The organism is Flaviramulus aquimarinus, assembly GCF_039543205.1.
Classification (GTDB): Bacteria; Bacteroidota; Bacteroidia; order Flavobacteriales; family Flavobacteriaceae; genus Flaviramulus_B; species Flaviramulus_B aquimarinus.
This window is the reverse complement of sequence record NZ_BAABJH010000001.1, coordinates 946,098-958,439: the sequence shown is the minus strand read 5'-3', so window position 1 is coordinate 958,439 and position 12,342 is coordinate 946,098. Positions and strand designations below refer to the sequence as shown.

Annotated in this window: 16 protein-coding genes; all 16 read left to right on the top strand. The window is 33.2% G+C overall.

The annotated features are described in order from the left end of the window. Nucleotides 1-5: 5 nt before the first annotated feature. On the top strand, nt 6-530 hold the full coding sequence (rpsE, locus tag ABD941_RS04505; RefSeq protein ID WP_109351401.1) for a 30S ribosomal protein S5: 525 nt from the start codon (nt 6-8) through the stop codon (nt 528-530). 11 nt (nt 531-541) lie between these two features. Continuing rightward, nucleotides 542-721, top strand: a complete 180-nt coding sequence (rpmD, locus tag ABD941_RS04500) for a 50S ribosomal protein L30 (protein WP_345192160.1) — start codon at nt 542-544, stop codon at nt 719-721. Nucleotides 722-736: 15 nt separating this feature from the next. Continuing rightward, nucleotides 737-1,189: a 50S ribosomal protein L15 gene (gene rplO, locus ABD941_RS04495; protein WP_345272841.1), complete on the top strand. Its 453-nt coding sequence runs from the start codon at nt 737-739 to the stop codon at nt 1,187-1,189. Between the two features lie 14 nt (nt 1,190-1,203). Further along, the gene (gene secY, locus ABD941_RS04490) at nt 1,204-2,559 is read left to right on the top strand and encodes a preprotein translocase subunit SecY (protein WP_345272840.1); all 1,356 of its coding nucleotides are present in this window, start codon (nt 1,204-1,206) and stop codon (nt 2,557-2,559) included. Between the two features lie 10 nt (nt 2,560-2,569). Next, complete coding sequence (infA, locus tag ABD941_RS04485) at nt 2,570-2,785, top strand: translation initiation factor IF-1 (RefSeq protein ID WP_007094967.1); 216 nt, start codon at nt 2,570-2,572, stop codon at nt 2,783-2,785. A 4-nt stretch (nt 2,786-2,789) separates the two neighbouring features. Further along, a complete protein-coding gene (gene ykgO / locus ABD941_RS04480; RefSeq protein ID WP_013305171.1) occupies nt 2,790-2,906 on the top strand; it encodes a type B 50S ribosomal protein L36 in 117 nt (38 codons plus the stop codon). 3 nt (nt 2,907-2,909) lie between these two features. After that, nucleotides 2,910-3,284 carry a 30S ribosomal protein S13 gene (gene rpsM, locus ABD941_RS04475; protein WP_345272839.1) on the top strand — a complete coding sequence of 125 codons (375 nt, stop codon included), beginning with the start codon at nt 2,910-2,912 and terminating at the stop codon, nt 3,282-3,284. Between the two features lie 106 nt (nt 3,285-3,390). Beyond that, on the top strand, nt 3,391-3,774 hold the full coding sequence (gene rpsK, locus ABD941_RS04470) for a 30S ribosomal protein S11 (protein WP_042499157.1): 384 nt from the start codon (nt 3,391-3,393) through the stop codon (nt 3,772-3,774). A gap of 228 nt (nt 3,775-4,002) precedes the next feature. Then, nucleotides 4,003-4,608 carry a 30S ribosomal protein S4 gene (rpsD, locus tag ABD941_RS04465; protein WP_345272838.1) on the top strand — a complete coding sequence of 202 codons (606 nt, stop codon included), beginning with the start codon at nt 4,003-4,005 and terminating at the stop codon, nt 4,606-4,608. A gap of 95 nt (nt 4,609-4,703) precedes the next feature. Then, nucleotides 4,704-5,696, top strand: coding sequence for a DNA-directed RNA polymerase subunit alpha (locus ABD941_RS04460; RefSeq protein WP_298555360.1), 993 nt, complete (start codon nt 4,704-4,706; stop codon nt 5,694-5,696). A 59-nt stretch (nt 5,697-5,755) separates the two neighbouring features. Continuing rightward, nucleotides 5,756-6,229: a 50S ribosomal protein L17 gene (rplQ, locus tag ABD941_RS04455; RefSeq protein ID WP_345272837.1), complete on the top strand. Its 474-nt coding sequence runs from the start codon at nt 5,756-5,758 to the stop codon at nt 6,227-6,229. 87 nt (nt 6,230-6,316) lie between these two features. After that, nucleotides 6,317-7,420 carry a glutamine-hydrolyzing carbamoyl-phosphate synthase small subunit gene (gene carA / locus ABD941_RS04450; protein ID WP_345272836.1) on the top strand — a complete coding sequence of 368 codons (1,104 nt, stop codon included), beginning with the start codon at nt 6,317-6,319 and terminating at the stop codon, nt 7,418-7,420. Nucleotides 7,421-7,577: 157 nt separating this feature from the next. Further along, on the top strand, nt 7,578-8,870 hold the full coding sequence (gene eno, locus ABD941_RS04445; protein WP_345272835.1) for a phosphopyruvate hydratase: 1,293 nt from the start codon (nt 7,578-7,580) through the stop codon (nt 8,868-8,870). 170 nt (nt 8,871-9,040) lie between these two features. Next, the gene (locus tag ABD941_RS04440) at nt 9,041-10,327 is read left to right on the top strand and encodes a citrate synthase (protein ID WP_345272834.1); all 1,287 of its coding nucleotides are present in this window, start codon (nt 9,041-9,043) and stop codon (nt 10,325-10,327) included. Between the two features lie 158 nt (nt 10,328-10,485). Continuing rightward, nucleotides 10,486-11,400 carry a dimethylarginine dimethylaminohydrolase family protein gene (locus ABD941_RS04435; protein WP_345272833.1) on the top strand — a complete coding sequence of 305 codons (915 nt, stop codon included), beginning with the start codon at nt 10,486-10,488 and terminating at the stop codon, nt 11,398-11,400. Between the two features lie 6 nt (nt 11,401-11,406). Further along, complete coding sequence (gene ctlX / locus ABD941_RS04430; protein ID WP_345272832.1) at nt 11,407-12,342, top strand: citrulline utilization hydrolase CtlX; 936 nt, start codon at nt 11,407-11,409, stop codon at nt 12,340-12,342.

Sequence of the window (12,342 nt, the reverse complement as noted above, 5' to 3'; positions counted from 1 at the left end):
AAATTATGTTTAAAAAATATAAAAGTGCAGAATTAGTAAAACCAGGTGGATTAGATCTAAAAGATCGTTTAGTTGGGGTACAAAGAGTTACAAAAGTAACTAAAGGTGGTAGAGCATTTGGTTTTTCAGCAATCGTTGTGGTTGGTGATGAAGCTGGTGTTGTAGGACAAGGTTTAGGAAAATCTAAAGACGTTGCTAGTGCAATTGCAAAAGCTGTTGAAGATGCTAAGAAAAACCTTGTTAGAATTCCTATTATAAAAGGAACGTTGCCACATGAGCAGAAAGGTAAATACGGTGGGGCCAGAGTAAATATTATTCCTGCAGCTCCTGGTACAGGTGTAATTGCTGGTGGTGCTGTAAGAACAGTACTTGAAGCAGTTGGGGTACACGATGTGTTATCAAAATCTCAGGGCTCTTCAAACCCTCATAATGTCGTAAAAGCAACTTTTGATGCTTTATTACAATTAAGAGATGCGAACGCCATTGCTAGAGATAGAGGTATTTCACTTGAACAAGTTTTTAACGCTTAATATAGACAGAGATGGCAAAGATTAAAGTAAAAAAAGTTAAAAGCGCAATCAATCGTACGCAAAGACAAAAAAGAACTTTAGAAGCTCTAGGTCTTAAAAAGATTGGTCAAGTAATAGAGCATGAGGCTACACCAAATATTCTTGGTATGGTTGCTAAAGTTTCACATTTAGTTTCTGTAGAGGAAGCTTAAAAATATAAACTGAAAATGGATTTAAGTAATTTAAAACCTGCAGAAGGTTCAGTAAAAAACCAAGGAAAAAGAATAGGTAGAGGACAAGGTTCTGGTAAAGGTGGCACGGCAACTCGTGGTCACAAAGGAGCTAAATCGCGTTCTGGTTATTCTAAGAAACTAGGATTTGAAGGTGGTCAAATGCCACTTCAAAGACGTGTTCCTAAGTTTGGTTTTACTAACATTAACCGCGTAGAGTATCAAGGAATCAATTTAGATACCTTACAACAATTGGTTGATGATAAGAAAATAAAAGATACAGTAGATTTTGAAACATTATTCACAAACCGTTTAGCTGGAAAAAATGATTTAGTTAAAATTATGGGACGTGGCGAGTTAAAAACAAAATTAAAAGTATCTGCTCATAAGTTTACTGCTTCAGCAAAAGCTGCTATTGAAGCTGCTGGAGGAGAAGCTGTAACAATATAAGACGTTTTATAAGTATGAAATTTATAGAATCAATAAAAAATGTTTGGAAAATAGAAGAACTAAGAAACAGAATCATTGTTACTTTGAGTCTGTTATTAGTTTATCGTTTCGGTGCTCAAGTGGTTTTACCTGGTATTGATGCAGCCCAATTAGGAGGTTTAGCAGAAAAAACAGACGGAGGTTTGTTGGGTTTGCTTAACGCTTTTACAGGTGGTGCTTTTGCTAATGCTTCGGTTTTCGCACTTGGTATTATGCCTTACATTTCTGCTTCTATTGTTGTACAGTTAATGGGTATTGCTATTCCTTACTTGCAGAAATTGCAAAAAGAAGGAGCAAGTGGTCAAAAGAAAATCAATCAGATTACACGTTGGTTAACCATCGCTATCTGTTTATTACAAGCGCCAGGGTATTTAGCAAGTTTGCCAGCATTAGGAATTCCTTCAACGGCATTCTTGTTAGGAACAGGACCTTTATTTTATTTCTCTTCAGTTACAATATTGGTAACAGGTTGTATTTTCGCCATGTGGTTAGGAGAGAAAATTACAGATAAAGGTATTGGTAATGGTATTTCATTATTAATTATGGTTGGAATTATTGCTACATTACCACAAGCATTTTTGCAAAATGCAGCGACTAGATTAGAAGGTGGTGGAAATGGTGGTTTAATGATGGTATTAATAGAGTTTGTTATCTGGTTTGTTATCATTTTAGCGTCTATTATGTTAGTAATGGGTGTTAGAAAAATAGCTGTACAATACGCAAGAAGAACTGCTACTGGTGGTTATGAAAAAAGTGCTATGGCAGGTTCAAGACAATATATTCCATTAAAACTTAATGCTTCAGGGGTTATGCCAATTATATTTGCTCAAGCTATTATGTTTGTGCCTAGTTTAATAGGAGGATCTTCTTTCTTAAAAGAAACGTCTGCGGGACTTTGGATGCAAACAAACTATTCCGATATTTTTGGATTCTGGTACAATGTAACTTTTGCTCTGTTAATTATAGTATTTACATACTTTTATACAGCAATTACAGTACCTACCAATAAAATGGCAGATGATTTAAAACGTAGTGGTGGTTTTATTCCTGGTATTCGACCAGGTTCTGAAACCTCTGAGTACTTAGATAAAATAATGTCTCAAATAACCTTGCCAGGTTCTATTTTTTTAGCACTTATTGCTGTGTTCCCTGCATTTATTGTTAAGCTTATGGGAGTAGGTCAAGGATGGGCTTTGTTTTTCGGAGGCACCTCATTATTAATTATGGTTGGAGTTGCAATTGATACTATGCAACAAATAAATTCTTATTTGTTAAATAGACACTATGATGGTTTGATGAAAACTGGTAAAAATAGAAAGGCAGTAGCTTAATTATTATACTATGGCAAAACAAGCAGCAATAGAGCAAGATGGAACGATAATAGAAGCATTATCAAATGCTATGTTTCGTGTTGAATTAGAAAATGGTCACATTGTGACGGCACATATCTCTGGTAAGATGCGTATGCATTACATTAAATTATTACCAGGAGATAAAGTGAAATTAGAAATGAGTCCTTATGATTTAACAAAGGCTCGAATAACTTATAGATACTAACAAGATGAAAGTAAGAGCATCCGTTAAAAAAAGAAGCGCAGATTGTAAAATCGTGCGTAGAAAAGGTAGACTTTACGTGATAAACAAAAAGAATCCTAGATTTAAACAAAGACAAGGGTAAATTATGGCAAGAATTGCAGGTGTAGACATACCAAAAAACAAAAGAGGAGTTATTTCTTTAACCTATATCTATGGAATAGGTAGAAGTAGAGCAAAAGAAATTTTAGCAGTAGCTAAAGTAGATGAAAGTACAAAAGTTCAAGATTGGACCGATGACCAAATTAGTGGTATTCGTGAAGCTGTTGGGTCTTTTACTATCGAAGGTGAATTACGTTCTGAAACGCAATTGAACATTAAGCGATTAATGGATATTGGATGTTATAGAGGTATTCGTCATAGATCAGGTCTTCCGTTAAGAGGACAACGTACTAAGAACAACTCTAGAACCAGAAAAGGTAGAAGAAAGACAGTTGCTAACAAGAAAAAGGCAACTAAGTAATAATTAGAAATATTTAGTCTTTAGTCTTTAGACGTTGGAAGGAATCTGTTTGAAATCACGGTTTAGGATTCTAGCGACTATCAACTAATACTAAGCACTAGAAAATATGGCAAAGACAAGCACAAAAAAACGGAAAGTTATAGTTGATGCAGTTGGAGAAGCACACGTAACAGCTTCATTTAACAACATCATTATTTCACTTACCAACAAAAAAGGAGACGTAATTTCATGGTCATCTGCTGGTAAAATGGGATTTAGAGGTTCAAAGAAAAACACACCTTATGCTGCTCAATTAGCTGCTGAAGATGCTGCAGGAGTAGCAACAGAAGCTGGATTAAAAAAAGTAAAGGTTTATGTTAAAGGACCTGGAAATGGTAGAGAATCAGCTATACGTTCTATCCATAATGCAGGAATTGAAGTAACAGAAATTATTGATGTTACACCATTACCTCATAATGGATGTCGTCCACCAAAAAGAAGAAGAGTCTAACGAATTATGATTTTAGGTTTACGATATTTAATTGTTTTGAATCGTATATCAGAAATAAAAAATCGTAAATAAAATTAATATCATCTGTTTAGCAGATGATATTAATTTTTTGCATAAATTTGCAGACCAAAAAAAATAAATAATTAACAAGTATTAACGAGAGATCAACGATTATCGAAGGATAAGATTAAGACCTTAATTCATAATCACTCTCAAAACAAATTTAAAATGGCAAGATATACTGGTCCTAAAACTAAAATAGCTCGTAAATTTGGCGAAGCTATATTCGGAGATGATAAGTCTTTCGAAAAAAGAAATTACCCTCCTGGGCAACACGGAAACGCAAGACGTCGTGGAAAAAAATCTGAATATGCAATCCAATTAATGGAAAAGCAGAAAGCTAAATATACCTATGGTATTTTAGAAAGACAATTTAGAGGATTGTTTAAAAAAGCTAGAGCTGCTCAAGGTATTACAGGTGAAGTTTTATTACAACTTTGCGAGTCTAGATTAGACAATGTTGTTTTCAGAATGGGAATTGCTCCTACAAGAAGTGGTGCTAGACAATTAGTATCTCACAGACATATTACTGTAAATGGGGAATTAGTAAATATTCCTTCTTATTCATTAAAAGCAGGAGATGTTGTTGCTGTAAGAGAAAAATCAAAATCACTAGAAGCTATAGAAAGATCACTTTCTAACTCAAGTCATGTTTATGAGTGGATTACATGGAATGATGACACGAAACAAGGAACTTATGTTTCTGTTCCTGCCAGAATTCAAATTCCAGAAAACATAAACGAACAATTCATCGTCGAATTATACTCAAAATAATAAATTAATCATATTGGTATTTAGCCAAAGGGTTTATTAGTCTTCTTCAAACTTATAGACCGCGCAACTAAATAACAATTAAAACGAAGAAACATATGGCAGTATTTAATTTTCAAAAGCCCGACAAAGTAATCATGATTGATTCTACTGATTTCGAAGGTAAATTCGAATTCAGACCTTTAGAACCTGGTTACGGACTAACAGTAGGTAATGCGCTAAGGAGAGTTTTATTATCTTCTTTAGAAGGATTTGCAATAACATCGGTTAGAATTGAAGGTGTAGACCACGAGTTTTCCGCAATAGCAGGTGTGGTTGAAGATGTAACAGAAATCATCTTAAACTTAAAGCAAGTTCGTTTTAAAAGACAAATTGAAGATATTGATAACGAATCAATTTCAATTTCAATTTCTGGTCAAGATAGAATCACAGCTGGAGATTTTCAAAAATTTATTTCAGGATTCCAAGTTTTAAATACAGAATTAGTAATCTGTAACTTAGATCCAAAAGTAAATTTCAATATGGAAATTACAATTGAAAAAGGTAGAGGGTATGTGCCTGCAGAAGAAAATAAGAAAGCTTCAGCACCAATAGGCACTATCTTTACAGATTCAATTTATACACCAATAAAAAATGTTAAGTATAGTATTGAAAACTATCGTGTTGAGCAAAAAACAGATTATGAAAAATTAGTTTTTGAAATCATTACTGACGGTTCAATTACACCACAAGATGCTTTAACAGAAGGCGCAAAAACCTTAATTCACCACTTCATGTTATTCTCTGATGAGCGTATCACTTTAGAAGCTGATGAAATTGCACAAACTGAAACTTATGATGAAGAATCACTTCACATGCGTCAGTTGCTTAAAACAAAGTTAATCGATATGGATTTATCTGTACGTGCACTTAACTGTTTAAAAGCTGCAGAAGTTGATACTTTAGGAGACTTAGTGTCATTCAATAAAAATGATTTAATGAAATTCAGAAACTTCGGTAAGAAGTCTTTAACTGAACTAGAAGAGCTTGTAAATGTTAAAGGTTTAAACTTTGGAATGGATTTAAGTAAATATAAATTAGATAAAGATTAATTAATCATATTTTGCTCCTCGAATTACGAGTTTGGTAGCAAGATGATAAAACAAATGTCATGAGACACGGAAAAAAAATAAACCATTTAGGAAGACAAACCGCTCACAGAAAAGCCATGCTGGCAAATATGGCTTGTTCATTAATAGAACATAAGCGTATTAATACTACAGTAGCTAAGGCAAAAGCTTTAAAGCAATTTGTTGAACCTATGATTACTAAGTCTAAAGAAGATACAACACACAACAGACGTATTGTAATGTCTCGTCTTAGACAAAAAGATGCAGTAACTGAATTGTTTAGAGAAGTTGCCACAAAAGTAGCTGACAGACCTGGAGGTTATACTAGAATTATTAAACTAGGAAATCGTTTGGGAGATAATGCAGATATGGCTATGATTGAGCTTGTAGATTACAATGAAATCTATAATGCAGAGAAAAAAGCTAAGAAAACAACTAGAAGAAGTAGAAGAGGCGGTTCAAAACCAGCTGTAGCTACTCCAGTTGAAACTAAAGCATCAAACGAAGAAGAATAATGTTAATAAGCATTTAATATAAAAAGGATAAACTATTTTAGTTTATCCTTTTTTTTATGCAATTTTGTAAAACTTTTCAAAAAAAATATGAAATATCAAAAAAGACAAAAAGCCATCGTACTTCTAGCTGATGGTACTATTTTTTACGGTAAAGCAGTTGGTAATAAACAAGGAACTTCATTTGGAGAAGTATGTTTTAACACAGGAATGACTGGTTATCAAGAAATTTTTACAGACCCATCGTATTATGGTCAGTTAATGGTTGCAACCAATGCGCATATTGGAAACTATGGCGTCAATAATGATGAAGTAGAATCAGATTCAATCAAAATTGCTGGACTTATCGTTAAAAACTTTAGCTACGAATATTCTAGAGATGATGCCGACGGTTCGTTAGAAGATTTTCTTCAAGACAATGATTTGTTAGCCATATCAGATGTAGATACTAGAGCTTTAGTAAGCTATATTAGAGATCATGGGGCCATGAATGCTGTTATTTCTACAGAAGTAGATAATATTGAAGGCTTAAAGCAACAATTAGCTAAAGTGCCAAATATGGAAGGTTTAGAATTGGCTTCACAAGTGTCAACTAAAGAACCTTATTATTTTGGGGACGAAAATGCAACTTATAAAGTAGCAGCTTTAGATATAGGTATTAAAAAGAACATTCTGCGTAATATAGCAAGCAGAGATGCATATATTAAAGTGTTTCCATATAATGCCAAATTTGAAGACTTAGAAGCATTTAAACCAGACGGATATTTTTTATCAAACGGACCAGGAGATCCTGAACCTTTAGTTGAAGCTCAAGAAGTTGCTAAAGAAATTATAAAGCGAGATTTGCCATTATTTGGTATTTGTTTAGGGCATCAAGTTATTGCGCTTGCCAATGGTGTTTCAACTTATAAAATGCATAATGGGCACAGAGGTATAAATCACCCCGTAAAAAACATGGTTACAGGAAAAGGTGAAATCACTTCTCAAAATCATGGTTTTGCCGTAAATAGAGAAGAAGCAGAAGCGAATTTAGAGTTAGAGGTAACACATGTGCATTTAAATGACCATACTGTTGCAGGTTTAGCTATGAAAAATAAAAACTGTTTTTCAGTACAATATCATCCAGAAGCTAGTCCTGGACCACATGATTCAGTATACCTTTTCGACCAGTTTATTGAAAATATCAAGAAATAAAATCAACTAAAACCTCAAATGTAATCGACTATTTTTGAGGTTTTATTTTACTAAAACGTTATAGATGTAATTTTTTGAATTTCTTAAAAAACATCCCAAAAAAAACAAGATTTAGCCGTAAATTTGAAGTAATTAAAAGTTTAAAAACAAACAAATTATGAGTATTATAATTAATGTCCACGCGAGACAAATTCTAGATTCAAGAGGAAATCCAACAGTTGAAGTAGATGTAGTAACTGAAAATAATATATTAGGTAGAGCTGCTGTACCATCAGGAGCATCAACTGGAGAGCATGAAGCTGTTGAGTTGCGTGATGGAGGAAATACTTATATGGGAAAAGGTGTTTTAAAAGCTGTTGAAAATGTAAACTCTATAATTGCAGAAGAGCTATTAGGAGTTTCAGTATTCGAACAGAATTTAATCGATAAAATGATGATTGATTTAGATGGTACTCCAAATAAATCAAAATTAGGCGCTAATGCTATTTTAGGAGTGTCTTTAGCTGTTGCAAAAGCTGCTGCTAACGAATTAAACATGCCATTATATAGATATGTAGGTGGTGTTTCTGCTAACACTTTACCATTACCAATGATGAATATCATCAATGGAGGTTCTCATAGTGATGCACCAATTGCATTCCAAGAATTTATGGTTATGCCTGTAAAAGCAAAAAACTTTACACATGCCATGCAAATGGGAACAGAGATTTTCCATAACCTTAAAAAGGTATTACACGACAGAAACTTAAGCACTGCTGTAGGTGATGAAGGTGGTTTTGCTCCAAACTTAGAAGGAGGTACTGAAGATGCTTTAGAGACTATAGCAAAAGCCGTTGAAAATGCGGGTTATAAATTTGGTGACGAAGTAAAAATAGCTTTAGATTGTGCTTCTGCTGAATTTTATGAAAATGGGAAATATGATTATACATTATTTGAAGGTGATTCAGGTAAAGTAAGGTCTAGTAAAGAACAAGCCGATTATTTAGCAGAACTTGTTGAAAAATATCCAATTATTTCTATAGAAGATGGTATGGATGAAAATGACTGGGATGGTTGGAAATACTTAACGGAATTAGTAGGTGATAAAGTACAATTAGTTGGAGATGATTTATTTGTAACCAATGTAGAGCGTTTATCAAGAGGTATTGAAAATGGTATAGCAAATTCAATTCTTATAAAAGTAAACCAAATAGGTACCTTAACAGAAACTATTGCTGCCGTAAATATGGCACATAATGCTGGGTATACATCGGTAATGTCTCACCGTTCTGGTGAAACAGAAGATAATACCATTGCAGATTTAGCAGTAGCATTAAACACAGGTCAAATTAAAACAGGCTCGGCTTCACGTAGTGACCGTATGGCAAAATACAATCAATTATTACGTATTGAAGAAGAGCTTGGAGAAGTTGCTTACTTCCCACAAGAGAAAGCATTTAAGATTAAGTAACCCTTAATCAAATATTTTATAAAAAGCGATTATTTTTTTAATAATCGCTTTTTTTTATGATCAATTTTAATAATATATCAATTGGTTAAATCATTCATAATAATCTTTAAAAATAGAGGGATATTTCGTAATTTAGCATTCCGCATAACTTAATAAATTTACTAGAGCATATGGCTAATACAGCTACCATAGAAATAGATGGTAAAAAACATGAATTACCTTTAATTGAAGGAACAGAAAACGAAGTTGCAATAGATATAAAAAACCTTAGAGGCGCTACTGGAGGCTTTATAACCTTAGATCCAGGATATAAAAATACAGGTTCCTGCGAAAGTGCTATTACATTTTTAGATGGAGAAAAAGGTATTTTGAGATATTGTGGTTATTCTATAGAGGAATTAGCAGAAAAAGCAGATTTCTTGGAAGTGGCTTTTCTTTTGATTTTTGGAGAACTTCCTACTAAAGAAGAACTTGATAAATTTCATGAAGACATTAAGAAAAACTCTATCGTAGACGAAGATGTTAAAAAGATATTAGATGCTTTTCCAAAAGCCGCACATCCAATGGGTGTCCTATCTTCTTTGACAAGTGCATTAACAGCATTTAACCCTACATCTGTTAATGTAGATTCAGAAGAAGAAATGTACAATTCTGTAGTGCGTATTTTAGGTAAGTTTCCCGTTTTAGTTGCTTGGACTATGCGTAAGAAAAGTGGTTTACCACTTGACTATGGAGATAAAAATTTAGGTTATGTTGAAAACATCTTAAAAATGATGTTTAAAAGCCCAAATGAAGAGTATTCACAAAATCCAATTTTAGTTAATGCTTTAGATAAACTTTTAATTCTACATGCCGATCATGAACAGAACTGTTCTACTTCAACAGTTAGAATTGTAGGCTCATCGCATGCAGGATTATTTGCTTCGCTTTCAGCAGGAATTTCAGCACTTTGGGGTCCACTACATGGTGGTGCTAACCAAGCCGTTTTAGAAATGTTAGAAGCTATCAAAGAAGACGGAGGAGATACTAAGAAATATATGGCTAAAGCCAAAGATAAATCAGATCCATTCCGTTTAATGGGTTTTGGACATCGTGTGTATAAAAACTTTGATCCTAGAGCAAGAATCATTAAAGTAGCCGCAGATGAGGTTTTAGGAGATTTAGGAATAGAAGATCCTATTCTAGATATAGCAAAAAGTCTTGAACAAGAAGCCTTGAACGATGAATACTTTGTGAAACGTAAACTATACCCCAATGTAGATTTCTACTCAGGAATTATTTATAGAGGTATGGGTATACCAACAGATATGTTTACAGTCATGTTTGCTTTAGGTCGTTTACCTGGTTGGATTTCGCAATGGCGAGAAATGCGATTACGTAAAGAGCCTATTGGTCGACCAAGACAACTTTATATTGGTGAAAGAGAAAGAAAATTTGTGCCTATTAACAAAAGGTAAGTTTTAAAATATTTTAGAGTATTGTTGAGTTTCATGATTTTTTCATGAAACTTTTCTTTTTTAAAGCAAAATTTTTAAGAATAATTCAAAAAGTCTTTAATTATTGTTAGTTTTGACTCCATTGATTGTTATGCTAAATAAACCTCTTTTTTCTATATATGTTAGAATTAAATATCCAAAATGAAACTTCTAGATTGCGTGCTGTGATTTTAGGTACAGCAGAAAGTAATGGGCCAACTCCAAAAGTTGAAGACTGCTATGACCCTAAAAGTATTGAACATGTTTTAGCTGGAGACTACCCTAAAGAAGCAGACATGATTATAGAAATGGAGGCCGTTGCTAAAGTTTTTGAAAAATATGATGTTACCGTTTTTAGACCAAAAGTTATTAAAGATTGTAACCAAATATTCTCAAGAGATATAGCTTTTGTTATTGAAGATAAAATTATAAGAGCAAATATTCTTCCCAATAGAGAAGAAGAAGTAGAAGCCATAAGACATATATGGAATAAAATAGACCGAAAAAACAGAATTATATTACCAGAAGCATGTCATGTTGAAGGCGGTGATGTCATGCCTTGGAATGATTACATTTTTATAGGTACGTATACAGGAGAAGATTATCCAGAGTTAATAACTGCAAGGACTAACATAGATGCTGTAATTGCTATTCAGGAATTATTTCCAGATAAAATAGTCAAGTCTTTTGAACTCAGAAAATCAAATACTAATGCTAAAGAAAATGCTTTGCATTTAGATTGCTGTTTTCAACCCATAGGACAAGGTAAAGCCATTATACATAAAAACGGATTTTTAGTTGAAAGCGAATACCAATGGTTGGTAGATTTCTTTGGAAAAGAAAACATTTTTGAAATAACAAAAGATGAAATGTATCAGATGAATAGTAATATTTTTTCAATTTCTGAAGAGGTTATTATTTCCGAAAAGAACTTTACACGTTTAAATAATTGGTTAAGAGAACAAGGTTTTACAGTAGAAGAAGTGCCTTATGCAGAAATTGGAAAACAAGAAGGTTTACTACGTTGTACGACAATGCCATTAATTAGAGATTAAATAGAAATGGAACAAATCACAAATACCATATTAATGATTCGTCCTGTAAATTTTAGGATGAATGAGCAAACGGCTCTAAACAACTATTATCAAAAAAATTTAGATGATACGTTGCCAGAAACCATTAATACCAAAGCGCAGAAAGAGTTTGATGCTTATGTTGACAAACTTAGACAGATTGGTGTAGATGTTATTGTGGTTGATGATAAGTATGAAACAGATACACCAGACTCTATTTTTCCTAATAATTGGGTGTCATTTCATGAAAATGGAGATGTGGGACTGTATCCTATGTTTGCAGAGAACAGACGTTTAGAACGCCGAGAAGATATTTTAGATATATTAGAAGCCCAAGGTTTTATAATCAATAATATTGTCGATTATACCAGTGCTGAAGATGACCATGTTTTTCTTGAAGGTACGGGAAGTATAATTTTAGATCGAGTTAACCGAAAAGCCTATTGTGCGTTATCTCCTCGTGCTGATGAAGATTTATTCATAGAATTTTGTGAAGATTTTGAATTTACACCAATAATTTTTACATCCAATCAAACCGTTAATGGGGAGCGAAAAGCTATTTATCATACTAATGTTATGATGTGTATAGGGGAAACGTTTGCTGTGATTTGTTTAAGCAGTATTGATGATAAAAAAGAACGTAAAAATGTCATCAAGCATTTAAAAGAAAATGGAAAGGAAATAATAGATATTACAGAAGCCCAAGTCAACAATTTTGCTGGTAATATGCTACAAGTAAAAGGCGCTAATAATACACGTTATTTAATAATGAGTCAAGCGGCATATAACACCTTAACATTAGGTCAAATAAAAGCTTTAGAGAAACATACTAAAATCTTATCAAGTTCATTAGATACTATTGAAGCTTGTGGTGGTGGAAGCGCTCGTTGTATGATGGCTGAGGTGTTTTTGCCTAAAAATTAA

Coding starts and splice junctions, on each gene's coding strand:
- ABD941_RS04435 (WP_345272833.1), top strand. CDS start 10,486: ATGTTAGAATTAAATATCCAAAATGAAACTTCTAGATTGCGTGCTGTG.
- rpmD (WP_345192160.1), top strand. CDS start 542: ATGGCAAAGATTAAAGTAAAAAAAGTTAAAAGCGCAATCAATCGTACG.
- rpsM (WP_345272839.1), top strand. CDS start 2,910: ATGGCAAGAATTGCAGGTGTAGACATACCAAAAAACAAAAGAGGAGTT.
- rplO (WP_345272841.1), top strand. CDS start 737: ATGGATTTAAGTAATTTAAAACCTGCAGAAGGTTCAGTAAAAAACCAA.
- ykgO (WP_013305171.1), top strand. CDS start 2,790: ATGAAAGTAAGAGCATCCGTTAAAAAAAGAAGCGCAGATTGTAAAATC.
- rpsK (WP_042499157.1), top strand. CDS start 3,391: ATGGCAAAGACAAGCACAAAAAAACGGAAAGTTATAGTTGATGCAGTT.
- rplQ (WP_345272837.1), top strand. CDS start 5,756: ATGAGACACGGAAAAAAAATAAACCATTTAGGAAGACAAACCGCTCAC.
- ABD941_RS04440 (WP_345272834.1), top strand. CDS start 9,041: ATGGCTAATACAGCTACCATAGAAATAGATGGTAAAAAACATGAATTA.
- infA (WP_007094967.1), top strand. CDS start 2,570: ATGGCAAAACAAGCAGCAATAGAGCAAGATGGAACGATAATAGAAGCA.
- rpsE (WP_109351401.1), top strand. CDS start 6: ATGTTTAAAAAATATAAAAGTGCAGAATTAGTAAAACCAGGTGGATTA.
- ABD941_RS04460 (WP_298555360.1), top strand. CDS start 4,704: ATGGCAGTATTTAATTTTCAAAAGCCCGACAAAGTAATCATGATTGAT.
- secY (WP_345272840.1), top strand. CDS start 1,204: ATGAAATTTATAGAATCAATAAAAAATGTTTGGAAAATAGAAGAACTA.
- rpsD (WP_345272838.1), top strand. CDS start 4,003: ATGGCAAGATATACTGGTCCTAAAACTAAAATAGCTCGTAAATTTGGC.
- ctlX (WP_345272832.1), top strand. CDS start 11,407: ATGGAACAAATCACAAATACCATATTAATGATTCGTCCTGTAAATTTT.
- eno (WP_345272835.1), top strand. CDS start 7,578: ATGAGTATTATAATTAATGTCCACGCGAGACAAATTCTAGATTCAAGA.
- carA (WP_345272836.1), top strand. CDS start 6,317: ATGAAATATCAAAAAAGACAAAAAGCCATCGTACTTCTAGCTGATGGT.